This is a genomic window from Oceaniglobus roseus (assembly GCF_002869745.1).
GTDB classification, from domain to species: Bacteria; Pseudomonadota; Alphaproteobacteria; order Rhodobacterales; family Rhodobacteraceae; genus Oceaniglobus; species Oceaniglobus roseus.
The window spans coordinates 47,274-65,301 of the sequence record NZ_PNOS01000027.1; the positions used below are offsets into that span (position 1 = coordinate 47,274).

At 70.5% G+C, this 18,028-nt stretch carries 15 protein-coding genes and 1 tRNA gene; 7 read left to right on the forward strand and 9 right to left on the reverse strand.

Features of this window, described 5'->3' with window-relative positions; translation table 11 throughout:
* Positions 1-144: 144 nt before the first annotated feature.
* The 4 genes from mutL (at position 145) to A7B20_RS13885 (ending at position 5,156) form a co-directional block, all read left to right on the forward strand.
* Positions 145-1,998: a DNA mismatch repair endonuclease MutL gene (gene mutL, locus A7B20_RS13870; RefSeq protein WP_102109182.1), complete on the forward strand. Its 1,854-nt coding sequence runs from the start codon at positions 145-147 to the stop codon at positions 1,996-1,998.
* Positions 1,995-3,125: a DNA recombination protein RmuC gene (locus A7B20_RS13875; RefSeq protein ID WP_102109183.1), complete on the forward strand. Its 1,131-nt coding sequence runs from the start codon at positions 1,995-1,997 to the stop codon at positions 3,123-3,125. The genes mutL and A7B20_RS13875 overlap by 4 nt, the downstream gene beginning before the upstream one ends.
* 510 nt (positions 3,126-3,635) lie before the next feature.
* A complete protein-coding gene (locus A7B20_RS13880) occupies positions 3,636-4,568 on the forward strand; it encodes a VOC family protein (RefSeq protein WP_102109184.1) in 933 nt (310 codons plus the stop codon).
* A gap of 3 nt (positions 4,569-4,571) precedes the next feature.
* Positions 4,572-5,156: an alpha/beta hydrolase gene (locus A7B20_RS13885; protein WP_102109185.1), complete on the forward strand. Its 585-nt coding sequence runs from the start codon at positions 4,572-4,574 to the stop codon at positions 5,154-5,156.
* Between the two features lie 260 nt (positions 5,157-5,416).
* On the opposite strand, the gene A7B20_RS13890 is transcribed toward A7B20_RS13885, so the two are convergent.
* The 9 genes from A7B20_RS13890 to argB form a co-directional block, all read right to left on the reverse strand.
* A complete protein-coding gene (locus tag A7B20_RS13890; protein ID WP_102109186.1) occupies positions 5,417-6,058 on the reverse strand; it encodes an RluA family pseudouridine synthase in 642 nt (213 codons plus the stop codon).
* A gap of 37 nt (positions 6,059-6,095) precedes the next feature.
* Positions 6,096-7,403: a c-type cytochrome gene (locus tag A7B20_RS13895; RefSeq protein WP_102109199.1), complete on the reverse strand. Its 1,308-nt coding sequence runs from the start codon at positions 7,401-7,403 to the stop codon at positions 6,096-6,098.
* 201 nt (positions 7,404-7,604) lie between these two features.
* A complete protein-coding gene (locus tag A7B20_RS13900) occupies positions 7,605-10,046 on the reverse strand; it encodes a GcvT family protein (protein ID WP_102109187.1) in 2,442 nt (813 codons plus the stop codon).
* Between the two features lie 16 nt (positions 10,047-10,062).
* Positions 10,063-10,959: a homocysteine S-methyltransferase family protein gene (locus A7B20_RS13905; RefSeq protein WP_102109188.1), complete on the reverse strand. Its 897-nt coding sequence runs from the start codon at positions 10,957-10,959 to the stop codon at positions 10,063-10,065.
* On the reverse strand, positions 10,956-13,394 hold the full coding sequence (locus A7B20_RS13910) for a GcvT family protein (RefSeq protein ID WP_102109189.1): 2,439 nt from the start codon (positions 13,392-13,394) through the stop codon (positions 10,956-10,958). The genes A7B20_RS13905 and A7B20_RS13910 overlap by 4 nt, the downstream gene beginning before the upstream one ends.
* 219 nt (positions 13,395-13,613) lie before the next feature.
* Positions 13,614-14,333 (reverse strand): hypothetical protein, encoded by a 720-nt coding sequence (locus A7B20_RS13915; protein WP_157937685.1) that lies wholly within the window; start codon positions 14,331-14,333, stop codon positions 13,614-13,616.
* Positions 14,334-14,557: 224 nt separating this feature from the next.
* Positions 14,558-15,061, reverse strand: a complete 504-nt coding sequence (locus A7B20_RS13920) for a SixA phosphatase family protein (RefSeq protein ID WP_102109191.1) — start codon at positions 15,059-15,061, stop codon at positions 14,558-14,560.
* Positions 15,058-15,708, reverse strand: a complete 651-nt coding sequence (locus tag A7B20_RS13925) for a ferredoxin (RefSeq protein WP_102109192.1) — start codon at positions 15,706-15,708, stop codon at positions 15,058-15,060. The genes A7B20_RS13920 and A7B20_RS13925 overlap by 4 nt, the downstream gene beginning before the upstream one ends.
* On the reverse strand, positions 15,705-16,583 hold the full coding sequence (argB, locus tag A7B20_RS13930; RefSeq protein WP_172961017.1) for an acetylglutamate kinase: 879 nt from the start codon (positions 16,581-16,583) through the stop codon (positions 15,705-15,707). The genes A7B20_RS13925 and argB overlap by 4 nt, the downstream gene beginning before the upstream one ends.
* Positions 16,584-16,667: 84 nt before the next feature.
* On the opposite strand from argB, the gene A7B20_RS13935 reads away from it, so the two are divergent.
* The 3 genes from A7B20_RS13935 to A7B20_RS13945 all read left to right on the forward strand — a co-directional run bounded on the left by A7B20_RS13935 (position 16,668) and on the right by A7B20_RS13945 (position 17,907).
* Positions 16,668-17,399: an SDR family NAD(P)-dependent oxidoreductase gene (locus A7B20_RS13935; RefSeq protein WP_102109200.1), complete on the forward strand. Its 732-nt coding sequence runs from the start codon at positions 16,668-16,670 to the stop codon at positions 17,397-17,399.
* A gap of 158 nt (positions 17,400-17,557) precedes the next feature.
* Positions 17,558-17,632, forward strand: a tRNA-Phe gene (locus tag A7B20_RS13940).
* A 95-nt stretch (positions 17,633-17,727) separates the two neighbouring features.
* On the forward strand, positions 17,728-17,907 hold the full coding sequence (locus A7B20_RS13945; RefSeq protein ID WP_157937686.1) for a hypothetical protein: 180 nt from the start codon (positions 17,728-17,730) through the stop codon (positions 17,905-17,907).
* The last annotated feature ends 121 nt before the right edge of the window (positions 17,908-18,028 follow it).

Consider the following 18,028-nt stretch of genomic DNA (forward strand, 5'->3'; position numbering starts at 1 on the left):
CCGCCCCTGCTGCCCCCTGCTTTCCTGCCTGCCATGGAGGGTGAAGGCGGCGGGATGGTCAAGGGCGGGCGGCTTCGGCCACCCCGGGGCGGGGGGCGGATTTTGCCCGCGCGAATCGAAAATCGCCGTGCTATGGGTTGTGTCATGCCCTCAGCCGCACCCAACATGAGCGAAATCCGCCCCGTCATCCGGCAACTCGACGAGGCCGCGATCAACCGCATCGCGGCCGGCGAGGTGGTCGAGCGTCCGGCCTCGGCCGTCAAGGAACTGGTCGAGAACGCGCTGGACGCAGGCGCGCGGCGCATCGACATCGCCTATGCCGACGGCGGCAAGACGCTGATCCGGGTCGCCGACGACGGCTGCGGCATCGCGCCCGAGGACCTGCCGCTGGCGCTGTCGCGCCATGCGACGTCGAAGATCGACGGCTCGGATTTGCTGAACATCCACACCTTCGGCTTCCGGGGCGAGGCGCTGCCCTCGCTCGGCGCCGTGGGCCGGCTGACGCTCACCTCCCGCGCGAGGGGCTCGGACGCCGCCTGCCTCGCCGTCAGCGGCGGGCGGTCCGAGCCGGTGCGCCCCGCCGCACTGTCGGCGGGCACGGTGGCCGAGCTGCGCGACCTCTTCCACACCACCCCCGCGCGGCTGAAGTTCATGCGCTCGGACCGGTCCGAGGCGCAGGCGATCGGCGACGTGGTCAAGCGGCTGGCGATGGCCGAGCCCTTCGTGTCCTTCGTGCTGCGCGACGTCACCGGCGGCGGCGAGGGGCGGGTGGTGTTCCGCGCCGATGCCGGGACCGGAGACCTGTTCGACGCGCTGCACGGGCGGCTGTCGCGGGTGCTGGGGACGGAGTTCGCCGAGAACGCGCTTCGCATCCAGGCGGACCGCGAGGGGCTGATGCTGACCGGCTTCGCGGCGCTGCCGACCTATTCGCGGGGTTCGGCGGTGACGCAGTACCTGTTCGTCAACGGCCGTCCCGTCCGGGACAGGCTGCTTTACGGCGCCCTGCGCGCGGCCTACGCCGATTTCCTGTCGCGCGACCGGCACCCGGCGGCGGCGCTCTTCCTCGAATGCGACCCGCAGGCGGTGGACGTGAACGTGCACCCCGCCAAGTCCGAGGTGCGCTTCCGCGATCCCGGCCTGCCGCGCGGGCTGATCGTCTCGGCCCTGCGCCACGCGCTGGCCGGGGCGGGGCACCGCGCCTCGACCACCGTGGCCGCGGGGGTGCTGGGCGCGATGCGGACGGAGCCCGCAGCGCCACAGGGACCGGCCCGCGTCTACCAGATGGACCGTCCCTCGCCGTCGGTCCTGCGCGCCGCCCACGCCGCCCAGGCGCCGGGCTTCGCCGAGCCGATGCCAGTCATGGCGCGGGCGGCCGAGCCCCCTGCCCCGATGCCCGAGCCGGAAGCGCCGCGGCAGGACTTCCCCCTCGGCGCCGCGCGGGGTCAGGTGCACGAGAACTACATCATCGCCCAGACCGCCGACGGCATGGTGATCGTCGACCAGCACGCCGCCCACGAACGCCTCGTCTACGAGAAGCTGAAGCGCCAGCTGGCCGAGAACGCCGTCGCCGCCCAGGCCCTGCTGATCCCCGAGATCGTGGAACTCTCCGACGCGGACTGCGCCCGCCTGATGGAACTGGCCCCCGAGCTCTCCCGCCTCGGGCTGACGGTCGAACCCTTCGGCCATGGCGCCCTCGCCGTGCGCGAGACGCCGGCAATCCTCGGCGCCGTGGACGCGACGGCGATGCTGAAGGACATCCTCGACGAACTGGACGACCTCGGCGAAAGCTCGACCCTCCAGGCCCGGATCGAGGCGGTGCTGAGCCGCGTCGCCTGCCACGGCTCGGTCCGCTCGGGGCGCTGGATGCGGGCCGAGGAGATGAACGCGCTCCTGCGCGAGATGGAGGCGACGCCCCACTCGGGTCAGTGCAACCACGGCCGCCCCACCTATGTCGAGCTGAAACTGTCGGACATCGAGCGTCTGTTCGGGCGGCGATGATCGAGGTCGGCCCGCTGACGCTCGACCCGGCCGATCCGCAGGTGCAGCTTGCCGCGGCGGCCGGCGTGGTCCTGCTCCTCCTGCTGGTGCTGCTCGCCGTCGCGCTCCGCCGCATGGGCCGCACGGCGCGGCTTCTCGAACCGCTCGCGCACCGCGTGCAGGCGATGGGCGAGGGGCAGCAGCGGCTGGCGGGCGGCCTCTCGCAGGTGGCCGAGGCGCAGGCGGCGGCGCAGGCGAACCTCCTCGCCCACATGGAGGCACGGCTGGCCGAGGTCTCGGCCCGGATGAGCGAGAGCCTGCAGGGATCGTCCACCCGCACCGCCCAGTCGCTGGGCGAGCTCCAGCAGCGGCTGAAGACCATCGACCGCGCGCAGGAGAACATCGAGCGGCTGTCGGGCAACGTGCTGTCGCTGCAGGACATCCTCAGCAACAAGCAGACCCGCGGCGCCTTCGGCGAGATCCAGCTGCACGACCTGCTGGAGAAGGCGCTGCCGAAGGACAGCTATGGCTGGCAGGTGACGCTGTCGAACAATCGCCGCGCCGACTGCGTGATCCACCTGCCCCACCCGCCGGGGCCGATCGTGGTGGATTCGAAGTTTCCGCTGGAGGCTTACGAGGCGCTGCGGCGGGCCGAGACGGACCACGAGAAGCGGGCGGCGGTGGCGGGGTTCCGCACCTCGGTCCGCGGCCACGTCCGCGCCATCTCCGAGCGCTACATCATCCCCGGCGAGACGGCGGACGGGGCGCTGATGTTCCTGCCCTCCGAGGCCGTCTATGCCGAGCTCCACGGCAATTTCCCCGAGCTGGTGCGCGAGGGGTTCGAGGCGAAGGTCTGGATCGTGTCGCCCACGACCTGCATGGCGACTTTGACCACGATGCGCGCGATCCTGAAGGACGCGCGATTGAGGGAACAGGCCGGGGCGATCCGCAAGACGTTGAAATTGCTGCATCGGGACGTAGAGCTGGTGGTCGAGAAGGTCGAGAAGCTGAACACCCATTTCGGCCAGGCGCGGGCGGACCTCGAAGGGATCTCCACCGCGGCGGAACGGGCGGGACGCCGGGCGGCGCGGCTCGACGGGTTCGAGTTCGAAGCGGACGATGCGGTGGCGGTGAAGGCGGCGGAGTAGGCGCGGCAGCTTGTGGAGACCACGATGCCAGCTTGCGGAAAGCCGGCGTAATACTTTGATATTACAACATAATTCTTGTTCTTCAAAACCCTTTTGGCATCAAGGGTTCCGCTCCGCATGGAGGGCAGCCCCCGGCCGCCGGGCGGGGGAGTAGCCCCCGCCCGGGGGGGCGGTCGGGGGCTGCCCGGCGTTGCCGCCGGGCGAGACATCTGAGCCGCTGTGACTTGGGGGCGATCCTTGGATGGGCCCCTCGGTTCTCCGCAAGCTTACGGACGACCGTGACCGGAGGCCGGGTGGTGGGGTGAACCCCGCCCTACCGGTGGCGGAGAGTGCATGTCGGATTTGCGTATGACTCGCGTATTACATCCGTGCATACGGGAGGCAGCGGGGCGAAAGGTCCGCGCGGCGCGGGTCAAGTGTGAATATGCACAAACTTGGTTCTGCCGCACCCCTATCGTGCGTCCGGGTCCCGCCCTATCTTCCTCGCAACGAAACCCGAGGAGACCCGCCATGCTGACCCAGATCAAAGGCCTTCACCACGTCACGTCCCTGGCCTCGGACGCCCGCACCAACAACGCCTTCTTCACCGACACGCTCGGCCTGCGCCGGGTCAAGAAGACGGTGAACTTCGACGCGCCCGACGTCTATCACCTCTATTATGGCGATGAGGTCGGCACGCCCGGCAGCGTCATGACCTACTTCCCCTTCCCCCACGCCGCCCGCGGCACCGCCGGTGTGGGCGAGGTCGGCACCACCCGCTTCGCCATCCCGAAGGGCACCGCCCCCGCCTGGGTGGCCCGGCTGGCGGAAAAGGGTGTGACCGACATCGCCCAGACCACGATCTTCGGCGCCACCGCGCTGGAATTCGCCGCCCCCGACGGCGACCGCTTCGCGCTTGTCGAAACCGACGACACCCGCACCCCCTGGACCGGCAACGGCGTCGGCGCCGACGAGGCGATCCGGGGGTTCCACTCCGCCTCGCTGAGGCTCGACCCGAAATCCGCCGACGCGGCGAAGGAACTGCTGGGCTTCATGGGCTACCAAAAGGACGACACCGAGGGCAGCACAACCCGGCTGATCGTCCCCGGCGGCAACGCAGCCAACGCCATCGACGTCGAGGCGGTTTCGGCCCACCACGCGCGGCAGGGCGCGGGGTCGGTCCATCACATCGCCTTCGCGGTGGAGAACCGGGCGCGCCAGCTCGAGGTGCGCGAGGCGCTGCTCGACACCGGCTATCAGGTGACGCCGGTGATCGACCGGGACTACTTCTGGGCGATCTACTTCCGCATCCCCGGCGGCATCCTGTTCGAGGTGGCCACCAACGAACCCGGCTTCGACCGCGACGAGGACACCGCGCATCTCGGCGAGGCGCTGAAACTGCCGAGCCAGCACGAGCACCTGCGCGCCCGGCTGGAGAAACACCTGCAACCGATCGAGGGCTGAGCCATGTATGTCGCGAAACGGACCGAGGGGGCGCCCGGCGCGCCCCTGTTCCTGACCTTCCACGGCACCGGCGGGAACGAGGCGCAGTTCCACGGCCTCGCCGAGCAGCTGGTGCCCGGCGCGCGCGTGGTCTCGCCCCGGGGCGACGTGTCGGAGCACGGTGCGCTGCGGTTCTTCCGGCGCAAGGGCGAGGGCGTCTACGACATGGAAGATCTCGCCGCGCGCACCGCGGCGATGATCGACTTCGTGACCGCCGAGAAGGGCGACGCGCCGCGGGTGATCGGCCTTGGCTATTCCAACGGCGCGAACATCCTCGCGGCGGTGGCGATGAACGCGGGCCACCTGTTCGACGATCTGATCCTGATGCACCCGCTGATCCCCTGGGCTCCCGCGCCCGAGCCGTCGCTGGCGGGCCGGCGCGTGCTGATCACCGCCGGAGAGCGCGACCCGATCTGTCCGCGGGGGGTGACGAAGGAGGTCGCGTCCTGGTTCGAGGCGCAGGGGGCGGACGTGACACTGCACTGGCATCCCGGCGGCCACGAGATCGCCGAGAGCGAGCTGCAGGCGGCGGTGCAGTTTCTGGGTTAGGTTCTTCCCTCGATTACCCCTTTGCCGGGCTGGCCGCTGGCGTACCACTCCGCACAGAGGGCAGCCCTCGACCGCCGGGCGGGGGAGTAGCCCCCGCGTCGTGCCGAAGGCACGCCTCCGGCGAGACGGGGCGGTCGGGGGCTGCCCGGCGTTGCCGCCGGGCATGACCTCTGAGCCGGTGCGCCCGGAGTTTCCGAAACTCCGTCTTTCCCGGAACAGCCGCAGGCCTTACAAACCCCGCTCTACTCCCCGCCCCCGCCTCAGAACGGCGCCTTCGCCCGAAAGGTCATCCCCACCCCGCCGTCCGGATGTCTCAGCCGCAGGCTCTCGGCGTGGAGCATCAAGCGGGGGAAGTCCCGCGCCGCGCCCTCGGCATAGAACGGATCGCCCAGGATCGGGTGGCCGAGGGCCAGCATGTGCACCCGGAGCTGGTGCGATCGCCCGGTCTTCGGCATCAGCCTGACCCGCGTTTCGCCCTCCCGCCGCTTCGCTACCCGCCAGTCCGTCACCGCCGCCCGTCCGTTCTCGTGATCCACCATCTGCCGCGGCCGGTTCGGCCAGTCGACGATCAGCGGCAGATCGACGGTCCCCGCGTCGGGCTGCAGATCCCCCCACACCCGGGCCACATAGGCCTTCTTCACCATCCGCTTCTCGAACTGGAGGCCGAGGTGGCGCTGCGCATGGGGGGTCTGGGCGAAGACCATGATCCCCGAGGTGTCGCGGTCCAGCCGGTGCACCAGCAGCGTCTGCGGAAAGGCCGCCTGCGCCCGCGTCAGCAGGCAGTCCGCCAGGTCCTCGCCCTTGCCGGGCACCGACAGCAGGCCGGAGGGCTTGTTCAGCAGCAGGATCTCGTGGTCCTGGTAGACGATGTCGAGCGGCGTGTCGGGGGGCGCGTAGGTCATCGCCCTGCCCTACCGGCACGGCCCCGCCACGGCAAGCTCACTGCGTGGCGCGGGCGAGGAAGGCGATCAGGTCGGCACGGTCCCCGGCCCCGGTGATCCGCTGCATCGGCATCTTCGAGCCGGGGATGTAGTGGTCGGGCCCCTGGTCGAACAGCAGGTCGATCGTCTCGGCCGACCACACGATCTCCGAGCCCGCCAGCGTCTCGGAATAGGGATAGCCCGCGACGCTGCCCGCCTGCCGCCCGAACAGCCCGTGCAGCGTCGGCCCGGCCCGCCGCGCGCCGTCGGGGCCGAGCGTGTGGCAGATCGAGCACTTCCTCTGGAACTGCCGCTCGCCGTTGTCCATCTGCCCGGGCGGCGTCAGGAAACTGCGCTTCGTGTCGGCCATCACCGGCGCCTCGCCCAGCCCGGCCACCGGCCAGCTGTACATCGCGTTGTCCAGCCCGCCGGCGTGGATGTTCGCCCCGTCCGGCGAGAAGGCGAGCGCCCAGATCGGCCCCGAAAGCGTGGCGCGGAAATCGGCGGCGACCTCCCACGCGGCGCTGTCGATCAGCATGATGAAGCCTTCGGCGTCGCCCACGGCAATCCGCTGCGTCCCGGCGTCGTAGGCCATGGCGAGGATCGGGCGGCGGTCGGCGGTGAAGTCGCCCATGGTCTCGCCCGAGGGCAGCGTCACCACCCGCGTCACCCCGTCGACCGCGCCATAGGCAAGCCAGCTCTCGTCCCCGGCCAGCGCCAGCGTGTTCACCCCGAAGCCGTGGGCGACGATGCGCCGCTCGAAAGTGCCGGTCGCAGCATCCCAGAGGCGGATCGTCCCGTCGGCCGAAGCGGTGTAAAGCCGCCGGCCGTCCTTAGAGAACAGCACGTCGTTGACGGCGGCCTTGTGGCCCGAAACCTCCACCGGCGCGGCGCCGCCGGCCAGGTCCCACAGCCTCGCCGTCCCGTCCCAGCTTGCCGAGGCCGCGCGGCTGCCGTCCGGCGAGACGGCCAGCCGGATCCCCTTGCCAGGGTGCCGCCCGAGTTCCCGCGCCGCCCCCGCTGCCGTGCCCCACAGCCGGACGGTGAAATCGCCCCCCGCCGACAGCACCCGCCCGTCCGCAAGCCAGGCCACCGCGTTGACCGCCGCCCGGTGCCCCTCCAGCCAGCGCGGCACCCCGTCCCGCCAGAGACCCACGGAATTGTCGAAGCTCGCGGTCAGGATCGTGCCGTCGTCGCCGGCGGCGATGCCCTTGATCGGCCCGCCGTGGCCCTTCAGTGTGAAGAACTCCTGCGCTTCGGCCCCCGTGGCGAGCACCAGCGCCAGACCGATCCCCCGGACCAGACCCGCCCATTCCCGAAACGCCATCGCGACCACCCGTGTTGCCCTGTCCCGACGCTATACGATCCACGGAACCCCGCAACGGCGACGATGGCCCCGCCCCTCCCGCCAGCGTCCCGCCGCCCGCAAGGCGCAAGACGTCGCGACGAACAAAGGGTCCCGCCGCCCAGCCGCGCCACCCCCTGCTTCTTCCTTGCAGAAATACTCCCGCCGGAGGCATCCGCCCTCTCAGCCGCGCATCCGGTCCCCCTCGGGATCGTAGGCGGGCCGCAGGGACGCCTCCGCCTTCACCCGCACGCCTGCCACGTCGATCTCCCAGCCCGACGCCAGAAGCGCCTCCGCGCTCTCTCCGGCGCAGGGCACGTAGCCGAGGCCGAGGGCCACGCCGACGCTGTGACCGTAGGCGCCCGAGGTCAGGTGCCCCACCACCGCACCGTCCCGCAGGATCGGCTCGTTGTGGTAGAGCAGCGGTTCGGGATCCTTCAGGCGGAACTGCACCAGTCGCCGCGCCAGTCCCGCGTCGCGCTTCCTGAGCACCGCGTCGCGGCCGATGAAGTCCGCCTTGCCGATCTTCACCGCGAAGCCGAGCCCCGCTTCCAGCACGTGATCCTCGCAGGTGATGTCGTGGCCGAAGTGGCGGAAGGCCTTCTCCATCCGCGCGCAGTCCATCATGTGCAGGCCGCAGAGCTTCAGGCCCAGCCCCTGTCCCGCCTCCCACAGCGTCTCGAAGACATGGGCCGCCATGTCGGCCGAGACGTAGACCTCCCAGCCAAGCTCGCCCACGTAGGAGACGCGGTGCGCGCGGGCCAGCGCCATGCCGATCTCGACGATGCGGGCGGTGCCGAAGGGAAAGCCGGCGTTCGAGACATCGTCCGGCGACACGGCCTGCATGAGCGCTCGCGCCTTGGGCCCCATCACCGCCAGCACCCCCTCGCCGGCCGTCACGTCCGTGACCACCGCCCGCGCCTCGCCCAGATGGCGGCGGATCCAGGTCTCGTCCGCCTGCCGCGTGGCGGCGGGGGTGACGACGAGGAAGGCGGTTTCCGAGAGGCGGGTGACGGTCACGTCGGCCTCGATCCCGCCCTTCTCGTTCAGGAACTGGGTATAGACGATGCGCCCCACCGGCACGGCGATGTCGTTGCCGCAGATCCGGTTCAGCGCTGCCTCGGCCTCCGGCCCCTCGACGCGCAGCTTGCCGAAGGACGACATGTCGTACATCCCGACGCCCGTGCGCACCGCAGCCAGCTCGGCCGCGACGTTCGGAAAGAAGGTCTGCCGCGTCCAGGCATAGTCATACGCAGCCGCCTGCCCCGGCGACGCGAACCAGTTGGCCCGTTCCCACCCCGCCAGCTCGCCCATCACGGCGCCCCGTTCCAGAAGCTGCGCATGGAACGGCGTGCGGCGGATCCCCCGCGCCGTGGCCTTCTGGCGATAGGGATAGTGGTCGGCGTAAAGCAGTCCCAGCGTCTCCTTCGAGCGCTCGAAGAGGTACCGCCGGTTGCCCTGGAACGGCTGCATCCGCGCGATGTCGACGTCGCCGAGGTCGAAGGGCCGCGCGCCGTCCTCCATCCACTGCGCCAGCGCCATGCCGGCACCCCCCGCCGACTGGATGCCGATCGAGTTGAACCCGGCCGCCACCCAGAAGTTCGGCACCTCCGGCGAGGGGCCGAGGTGGTAGGCGTCGTCGGGGGTGAAGCTTTCGGGGCCGTTGAAGAAGGTCTTGATCCCCGCCTCGGCCAGCATCGGCATCCGGTGGGCGGCGCGTTCGAGGATCGGCTCGAAATGGTCGAAATCCTCGGGCAGCTGGTCGAACTCGAAGCTGTCGGGGATGCCGTCCATGCCCCAGGGTTTCGCGTTCGGCTCGAAGGCGCCAAGGAGGAACTTGCCTGCGTCCTCCTTGTAATAGGCGCATTCGTCGGGCACCCGCAGGACCGGCAGGCGGGTGAGGCCCGGGATCGGCTCGGTCACGATGTAGAAGTGTTCGCAGGCGTGGAGCGGCACGTTGACGCCCGCCATCCGCCCCACCCCGTGGCCCCACATGCCGGCCGCGTTCACCACATGCTCGCAGGCGATGTGGCCGGGGGCGCCGTCCTGGTCGTAGTCGACGCCGGTGACGCGCCCGCCCGCCTTGGCGATGCCCGTGACCCTCACGCCCTCGGCAATCACCGCGCCCCGCTGCCGGGCGCCCCTGGCCAGCGCATGGGCGATGTTCGCCGGGTCGCCCTGGCCGTCGAGGGGCAGCCAGACGCCTGCGGTCACGCCCCCGGTGTTCAGGTGTGGATAGCGGTCCTTCACCTCGGACGGCGTGATCTCCTCCACCTCCACCCCGAAGGCGCGGGCCATGGCGGCCTGGCGGAAGATCTCCTCCCGCCGCGCCTCGGTCAGGGCCACGGTGATCGAGCCGACGCGGCGGAACCCGGTGGCCACCCCCGTCTCGGCCTCGAGGCTGCCGTAGAGCTCCTGCGAATACTTGGCGAGCCGCGTCATGTTGGCCGAGGCGCGCAGCTGCGCGATCAGTCCCGCCGCGTGCCAGGTGGTGCCCGAGGTCAGGCGCTTCCTCTCCAGCAGCACGACGTCCGACCAGCCGAGCTTCGTCAGGTGATAGGCGACGGAGCAGCCGATGACCCCGCCGCCGATGATGACCACGCGGGCCGAGGGGGGGAGGGTCATGGGCAGGTGCTCCGTGTCAGACGATGGCGTGGCCCGCGGCGGTCAGCCTGCGGGCGAGTTCGGCGATATGGGCCGGGCCGACCTCGCAGCAACCGCCGACGAGCGTGGCCCCCTGCCCGACCCAGCCCATGGCGTAACCGGCATAGGTTTCGGGCGTCAGCTCGGGGCGGGCGTGCAGGACGTCGACCGTGGGGCGGTCCTTCAGGAAGTCCGCAGTGATCTGGTGGAAGCCGTTGGCATAGGCGCCGAAGGGCAGGCCCGTGGGCGCGAAGGCGGCGAGCGCATCCGCTATCGCCTCGGGGGCCGAGCAGTTGGCGAGCAGCGCGTCGGCGCCCATGGCCGCCGCCTCCGCCGCGACCGGTCCCAGCGCCTCGCCCGAGCGCAGCTGGCCGCCGGTGCGGTCGTCCACGGTGAAGGAGATCCAGACAGGCTTGCCCGCGGCCTTCGCGCCCTCCAGCGCGGCACGCATGTGCGCGCCCGAAGCCACTGTCTCGCACAGGATCACGTCGACCTCGGGGCCGAGGATCCCGGCGATCTCGGCGTACAGGGGCGCCGCGGTGTCGTGGGGCGGATGCACCTCGGGACGGTAGGAGGCGACGAGGGGCCCGATCGAGCCCGCGATGCGCCCCGCGCCGTGCCGCGCCCGCGCCGCCTGCGCCGCCGCAAGCGCGTTCGCGTGCAGTTCGGCGAAGCGGTCTTCCAGCCCCGTGCCCACCAGCCGGTCGCGGTGGATGGCGTAGGTGTTTGTCGTCGCCACGGTGGCGCCCGCCGCGAAATAGTCGTCGTGGATCGCCTCGACGAGGCCGGGACGGTCCAGCATCACCTGCGTCGCCCAGAGCGGCGTCGGCGCCGCCCCCGAGCGGTGCACCAGTTCCTGTCCCATTCCCCCGTCGAGAAGCGTGATCGCGCTCATGCCCGGATCCTTGCATTGTCGCGGTCCCAGAGCGGGCCCGCCTCCTGCACCGTGGCCTGATGGAGCGCGCCGAAAATGTCCACCTCCAGAACCTGTCCCGGCTGTGCCAGCGCCGCCTCGACCATGGCCAGCGCGACGCAATGGCCCACCCGGTGCCCCCAGGCCGCCGACGTCACCTCGCCCACCACGCGGCCCCCGGCGCTGAGGGTCGCCATGGAGGGCGGATCGAAGTCCCCCGCCTCGACGCGCAGCGTCACGCAGCGTCGGGTCGGTCCGGCCTCGCGCTCGGCCACGAGCGCCGCCTTGCCGGGGAAGTCGAGGGTCCAGTCGACGAACCGCTCCAGTCCCGATTGCAGCAGAGTGTAGTCGGTGGAAAGATCGCCCTTCCACGCCCTGTACCCCTTCTCGATCCTGAGGCTGTCCAGCGCCCACATGCCGAAGGGCCGCGCCCCCGCACCCGTCACCGCGTCCCAGATCACCGGCGCGTCGACGCTGGCGCAATGGATCTCCCAGCCGAGTTCCCCGGCGAAGGAGACGCGGACCAAGGCGCAGGGCATCCCCGCCACGCTGACCCCGCCCTGCACCGAAAGCCAGGGCCGCGACAGGTCGGCGTCGGTCAGCGGCCCGAGCACCTCGCGCGCCCTCGGCCCGGTGACCAGAAGGCATTCGACCGCATCCGACCAGTCCTCCAGCACCACGCCCTCGGGCAGCCCCTTCTTCAGCACGTCGGTGTCGTGCCACTGGGCCACGGCGGCAGTGATGAAGCCGACCGAACCCTCGTTCTCCACCATCGCCGACATCTCGGTCAGCACCCGCCCCCGCGCATCGGGGAAATAGGCCAGCCCGATCCGCCCCGGCGGCGGCAGCTTCGAACAGGTGAGCGACTGCGCATGGGCCAGCGCGCCGGGGCCGACCAGCCTGAGCCGGGTGAAGCCGGAGATCGCGCAGACGCCGCAGCCGTCGCGCACCGCCTCGCATTCCTCGCGGATCCGCACCGCCCAGGGCCCGTCCCGCCGCCAGGTCTGGGTGCTGCCTTCCGACACGTCGTCCCCCGGCCGCGCGTACCAGTTCGCCCGCTCCCACCCGTTGTAGGCGCCGAAGACCGCGCCGGCCGCCTTCAGCTTGCCGTGCAGGGTCGACAGCCGCGCGTCGCGTCCCGCGGGCCAGGCGTGGTGGGGGAAGTGGATCGCGTATTCGTGGCCATAGGTCTCCTGCGCCTTGGCCAGCGTGTGGGCATCGTCGGCGTAGGCGGTATAGCGGCGCGGATCGACCGCCCACATGTCCCACTCGGTCTGCCCCTCCGTCACCCACTCGGCCAGCACCTTGCCCGCGCCGCCCGCCTGGGTGATGCCGAAGGTGAAGACGCAGGCCTCGAAGGCATTCGGCACGCCGGGCATGGGGCCGAGCAGCGGCAGTCCGTCGGGCGCATAGGGGATCGGCCCGTTGATGACCCGCGACACGCCCGCCTGCCCCAGCAGCGGCACCCGCGCCATCGCATCCTCGATGTACCATTCCAGCCGCTCCAGATCGTCGGGATAGAGCTGGAAGGAAAAGTCGTCGGGCATCGGATCGTCCGGCGTCGCCCAGTGCGCCCGGCAGTTCCGCTCGTAGGGGCCGAGGTTGAGCCCGGTCTTCTCCTGCCGCAGGTAATAGGAGCTGTCGACGTCCCTCAGAAGCGGCAGCTTGCCGTTCTCCTTCGTCCAGGCCTCAAGTTCCGCGATCGGCTCGGTCAGGAAATACTGGTGGCTCATCACCGCCATCGGCACCCGCCGCCCGCCGAAGGGGCGGAACCACTCGCCCACCTGTTGCGCGTAGTATCCGGCCGCGTTCACCACCACCTCGCAGCGGATGTCGCCCCTGGCCGTGTGCACGATCCACTCGCCGTTCTCGCGGCTGACCCCGGTCGCGGGCGTGAAGCGCAGCACCTTCGCCCCCATCTGCCGCGCGCCCTTGGCCAGCGCCTGGGTCAGCTGCGCCGGGTCGATGTCGCCGTCGTCGGGATCGTAGAGCGCCCCGGCCAGGTCGTGCGTTTCCAGGAACGGATAGCGCCCCTTCAGGTCCGAGACCTGCATCATCTCCAGCGACAGCCCCTGATAGCGGCCCATGCCCCGCGCCCGCTCAAACTCCATCATCCGCTCGCGCGTGTGGCCGAGGCGGATCGAGCCGGTGACATGGTAGTTCATCGGATAGTCGACCTCGGCCGCGAGGCGGCGATAGAGACCCAGCGAATACCGCTGCATGTTCATCACCGCCCAGGAGGTCGAGAACGAGGGGCAGTTGCCCGCCGCATGCCAGGTCGATCCCGCCGTCAGCTCGTTCTTCTCGAGAAGCACGCAGTCGGTCCAGCCGGCCTTCGCCAGGTGATACAGCGACGAGACGCCGACCGCCCCGCCGCCGATGACGACGGCGCGCGCCGTGGTGGGGAAGTCGCTCATCCGGTGTCCTTTGGCCGGTTGCGGGGGCCGGTCGCGGGGCGTCGGCCCGGCCACTATTCCGGGGCCGCGCTGCGCTGACAACGGGGATTGCGACACCGGCTGGTCCGGTGGCGGCAGATCATCGCGCGGCCCCGGACGCCTCGATGGCCCCGTGTCGCGGGAGCGGGCCGCAGATGCCGGAGCGGGAAGCGTCGGGACTCCTCGGCCGATCCGCGCGGTTCAGTCCACGGCGGCGTCGGCGATCAGTCCGCGGCCCTTCGGGAGGAAGGTCGTCTCGACCTCCGCCCAGTACTGCATCCCGCTTTCCCGCTGGTAGTACTTCGGCGACGACAGGATCACGACCTCGGACCCCGCGGCGGCAACGCCCATGCTCGGAATGTCGGCGAAGTAGCCCTGGCTTGGCGCGCGCGGCTTCTGCTGGCGCACGTTGACGCTGATCGCGAGGCGTCCGCGATGTCCGACGAGCTGTTGCGGCGTGCCGAGCGCCGACAGCCCCTCGAGGCTTCCATCGGTCCAGCGGCGCGTCTCCCAGTCGAAGGAGCCGAGCCAGATCCAGCCCTTTCCCTTCACCGGCTCAACACTGATCACCGGCTCGGTCACCGCCCCCTGCTCGGTCGGCAGCTCGCGCACGACGGCGGGCGTGAGCTTCGTGACGTCGTTCCCGAGATCCTCGACCAGCGCGGCGAGGTTCGCCCGCAGCTGGCCCACCTCCGCCTTCAGGTTCTCGATATCCTCGTTGTTGGCGTCTATCGTCTCGTTCACCTTGTGGAACTCGAACTCTAGCCCCATGAAGGCGAGCTTGTTGACCGGCAGCCCCAGCTTTCCGGCAGCGAAGAGGAGCGCGACGAGGAAGGCGCCGACGAACATGTAGCGTGCGGCCCATCCGGCGGCGGCCATGAACCATCCATGTCTGGGCATCGGGTGGGTTTGGTCGGTCATTCAATACCTCCAACGAATTCCGGTGGTGCGAGGCCCTGCCGGGCGCAGCGTGAGAACCTGGCCGCCTCCGCAACGGTGGGCGCGCCGGACCGTGAAATACGAGCGGAAATTAGCACATCTCAGGGTTGCACAGAAGTAAGGGAATCGTGGCCCTGTTCCGGAGTCGCGGCTGCGGAACCCTCGCTCGGTGCCTTTCGCGAGGCAACCGCCCCCGTGACGGCTGCCTAGCCCATCAGTTCCCGCGGGACGGTGAAATCGGCGGCCGACCCGCGGCCGAAGCCCACGTCGTCCCAGCTTTCGGCCTCGAACCGCGCGACCAGTGTCGCGCAGGTGGGATAGGCCGCGAAGCGGGGGTGTCGGGGCGGCTGGCGCAGCAGTCCGGCGGCGAAGGCGGCGATTCCGGGATTGTGGCCGATCATCAGCACCACCGGCGCCGAGGCTTTGCGCAGGTGGATCAGCATCGTGTCGGGCGCGGCATGGTAGAGGCGCGGATGGAACGTCACCTCGGGACGGCCGACCGGATCCGCCATCCCCTCCCAGGTCTCGACGGCGCGCGTCGCGGTGGAGACCATCGCCTGCCCCGGCATCCAGCCCCGCTCCGCCAGCCAGGCCCCGATCACCGGGGCCGAGGCCCGGCCCCTCTCGTTCAGCGGCCGGTCGTGGTCGGAAAGCCGCGGATCGTCCCAGTCGGACTTGGCGTGGCGGGTCAGGATCAGGGTCAGGGTCATCGGGCGAAGGCCTCCATGTGGAAGGCGGACTGGGCCTCCAGCCGCCCGTAACTCCGGCTGACCGGACAGGCGCGGCGCACGGCGCAGCCCCGCGTCATGCAGTCCTGCCCCGCGGGCGTGGCGAGATAGGCGCGGCAGGCGGGCACGTCATAACCGGCGGGCGTCAGCGCCCCCACCGGGCAGGCGGCGCGGCAGGGCTGACCTTCGCAGCTGTCGCAGGGGCGTCGCCCCGGCGGCGGCAGATCGAGCCTGCCGGGGAACGCCAGCGCCCCGCGGTAGGAGACGAAGAGCCCCGCGCCGTCATGCACCAGCAGCTCGACCGGGGACGACCAGGCATGCCCCGATTTCAGCGCCCAGGCGATGAACGGCGGCCAGGGCGGCCCGCCGAACGGGAACAGCGCCGTCGCCCCGAGGTCTGCCGCCACGGCACCGAGCACCCGCGCCGACCAGCGGTCCATCGGCTCGGCGCCGCCGTCCGCGAACTCGGGTTCGGCGGTGACATGGGCCCAGAAGCCCGGCTCGGCCGGGCCGACCAGCAGCAGCGTGCCGGCCCCCGGCGGGGCGCCGTCCCTTTCGTCCGTATGAAAGCCCCCCATCACCGCCAGGCGATGGGGCGCCAGCGCCTCCTCGACGGCGGCGAAGCTCATCGCGGGGTGCGGATGATGCTTCCCGCACCGTGGTCGGTGTAGAGCTCCAGGAGGCAGGCGTTCGGGGCGCGCCCGTCGAGGATCACCGCGGCGCGCACCCCGAACTCGATGGCGTCGAGCGCCGTCTCGACCTTCGGGATCATGCCGCCCGCGATCACCCCGTCGGCGATCATCTGGCGCACGTTGGCGGTGGTCAGCTCGGTCACGATGTCGCCGCTGGCATCCTTCACCCCCGCGACGTCGGTCAGCAGCAGCAGACGGTCGGCCTTGAGGCTGGCCGCGATGGCGCCCGCCGCGGTGTCTCCGTTGACGTTGAAGGTCTCGCCGTTCTGGCCCGCGCCAATGGGGGCGATCACCGGGATGATCTCGGCCCGGTGGAGCGAGCGCAGGAAGTCGGGGTTGAAGCCCACCGGCGTGCCGACGAAGCCGAGGTCGGGGTCGGTCATCTTGCAGACCATGAGGTTCGCATCCTTGCCCGACAGCCCAACGGCCCTGACGACCCCGCCCCCGGCTGCGTTCACCGCCTGCACGATCCGCTTGTTGACGAGACCCGAGAGCACCATCTCGACCACTTCCATGGTCCGCGCGTCGGTCACGCGCTTGCCGTTCCGGAACTCCGACGGGATGTCGAGCTTCTTCAGCATGTCGTTGATCATCGGCCCGCCGCCGTGGACGATCACCGGGTTCACCCCGGTCTGCTGCATGAAAACGACGTCGCGCGCGAAACTCGCCATCCCCTCGTCGCTGCCCATGGCGTGCCCGCCCAGCTTGATGACGACGGTGGCCCCGTCGTAGCGCTGCAGGTAGGGCAGCGCCGCGTTCAGCGTCTGCGCGGTGGCGATCCAGTCGCTTTTCATCGGGTCTCGCTTTTTCATCCCTGTCCTCCGGTACGCCTTCTGTTAGTCTGTCTGAAAGGTCCGCTCAAGGGCCGCAACCGCAGGGGCAACAGGGTGAGCGACATCGAGAGGCAACGCACGCTGGTGCTGACCGGCGCCAGCCGCGGCATCGGCCATGCCACGGTCAAGCGGTTCTCGGCCGAGGGGTGGCGGGTGCTGACCTGCTCGCGCCAGCCCTTCGATCCGCGCTGCCCCTGGCCCGGCGGCGCCGACAACCACATCCGGGTGGACCTCGCCGATCCGAACGACACGATCCGCGCCATCGAGGAGATCCGCGGCAAGCTCGACGGCCGCCTCGACGCGCTGGTGAACAACGCCGGCATCTCGCCGAAGGGCGAAGACGGCGCGCGTCTGAACACGATCACGACCGACCTCAGGACCTGGGGTCAGGTGTTCCACGTCAACTTCTTCGCCCCCGTGGTGCTGGCGCGCGGCCTGCGCGAGGAGCTGGCGGCGGGCGGCGGCTCGATCGTCAACGTGACCTCGATCGCGGGGGCCCGCGTGCATCCCTTCGCCGGTGCCGCCTATGCCACCTCGAAGGCGGCGCTGGCCGCGCTGACGCGGGAGATGGCCCATGACTTCGGCCCCCTCGGAGTGCGCGTCAACGCCATCGCCCCGGGCGAGGTCGAGACTTCGATCCTCTCGCCGGGCACCGAGAAGATCGTCGAGACCCTGCCCCTGCGCCGCCTCGGCCAGCCCGCCGAGGTCGCGGACGTGATCCACTTCCTGTGCTCGTCGCAGTCGAGCTACGTGACCGGGACCGAGATCGAGGTGAACGCGGGCCAGCACGTCTGATCGACGCCCGAACGACGCGCCCGACGCCCCTCCCCCGTGCCCCGGCGCCGACCGCGCGCGAAATTTTGCGAAGCCCCACTGGACACCCGCCAACCGCCCGTCTAGAAGGCCGCATCCCCGGCGAACGGCGCTGCCACAGCGCCCGTCCGCCAACCCGTGCCCGGGTAGCTCAGGGGTAGAGCAGTGGATTGAAAATCCTCGTGTCGGTGGTTCGATTCCGCCCCCGGGCACCACTTCCTTGACGGGAAGTCGTTTTTCCTCAACAACTTGAGCCACTTGCAGCCGCCGAATGGGACACTTCCCGGGTCACATCTGGGACACATGGGCCATGACCGTGATGATGAAGTTGACGTATATCGACAAGCTGGGCGGGGGGCGGCTGCGCTCCCGCAGGCGCTTTCCCAAAGACGTGCGTCCGGTGCTGGGAGAGGAGTTCTTTCAGGTGCCCATGAAGGCGCGCGAGGGGAATGCCTTGGTTACCGAAAGGGAGCGGACGCTAGCGTGTTGATTTCCAGTGAGAAGTGACCCGGGTGAGCGCCTGATTTCCATTGAGATTTGACCCATGTGACCCTTCCCCCACGGCACTGCGCCACGGGGGACAACGGAGTGATCCACATGGGACTTTTGAA

What these genes read in the sequence shown, in the direction of transcription:
- A7B20_RS13920 (WP_102109191.1), bottom strand. Translation starts at nt 15,061, where the DNA reads ATGACCCTGACCCTGATCCTGACCCGCCACGCCAAGTCCGACTGGGAC.
- A7B20_RS13905 (WP_102109188.1), bottom strand. Translation starts at nt 10,959, where the DNA reads ATGAGCGCGATCACGCTTCTCGACGGGGGAATGGGACAGGAACTGGTG.
- A7B20_RS13890 (WP_102109186.1), bottom strand. Translation starts at nt 6,058, where the DNA reads ATGACCTACGCGCCCCCCGACACGCCGCTCGACATCGTCTACCAGGAC.
- mutL (WP_102109182.1), top strand. Translation starts at nt 145, where the DNA reads ATGCCCTCAGCCGCACCCAACATGAGCGAAATCCGCCCCGTCATCCGG.
- A7B20_RS13925 (WP_102109192.1), bottom strand. Translation starts at nt 15,708, where the DNA reads ATGAGCTTCGCCGCCGTCGAGGAGGCGCTGGCGCCCCATCGCCTGGCG.
- A7B20_RS13885 (WP_102109185.1), top strand. Translation starts at nt 4,572, where the DNA reads ATGTATGTCGCGAAACGGACCGAGGGGGCGCCCGGCGCGCCCCTGTTC.
- argB (WP_172961017.1), bottom strand. Translation starts at nt 16,583, where the DNA reads ATGAAAAAGCGAGACCCGATGAAAAGCGACTGGATCGCCACCGCGCAG.
- A7B20_RS13945 (WP_157937686.1), top strand. Translation starts at nt 17,728, where the DNA reads ATGACCGTGATGATGAAGTTGACGTATATCGACAAGCTGGGCGGGGGG.
- A7B20_RS13875 (WP_102109183.1), top strand. Translation starts at nt 1,995, where the DNA reads ATGATCGAGGTCGGCCCGCTGACGCTCGACCCGGCCGATCCGCAGGTG.
- A7B20_RS13910 (WP_102109189.1), bottom strand. Translation starts at nt 13,394, where the DNA reads ATGAGCGACTTCCCCACCACGGCGCGCGCCGTCGTCATCGGCGGCGGG.
- A7B20_RS13900 (WP_102109187.1), bottom strand. Translation starts at nt 10,046, where the DNA reads ATGACCCTCCCCCCCTCGGCCCGCGTGGTCATCATCGGCGGCGGGGTC.
- A7B20_RS13895 (WP_102109199.1), bottom strand. Translation starts at nt 7,403, where the DNA reads ATGGCGTTTCGGGAATGGGCGGGTCTGGTCCGGGGGATCGGTCTGGCG.
- A7B20_RS13880 (WP_102109184.1), top strand. Translation starts at nt 3,636, where the DNA reads ATGCTGACCCAGATCAAAGGCCTTCACCACGTCACGTCCCTGGCCTCG.
- A7B20_RS13915 (WP_157937685.1), bottom strand. Translation starts at nt 14,333, where the DNA reads ATGACCGACCAAACCCACCCGATGCCCAGACATGGATGGTTCATGGCC.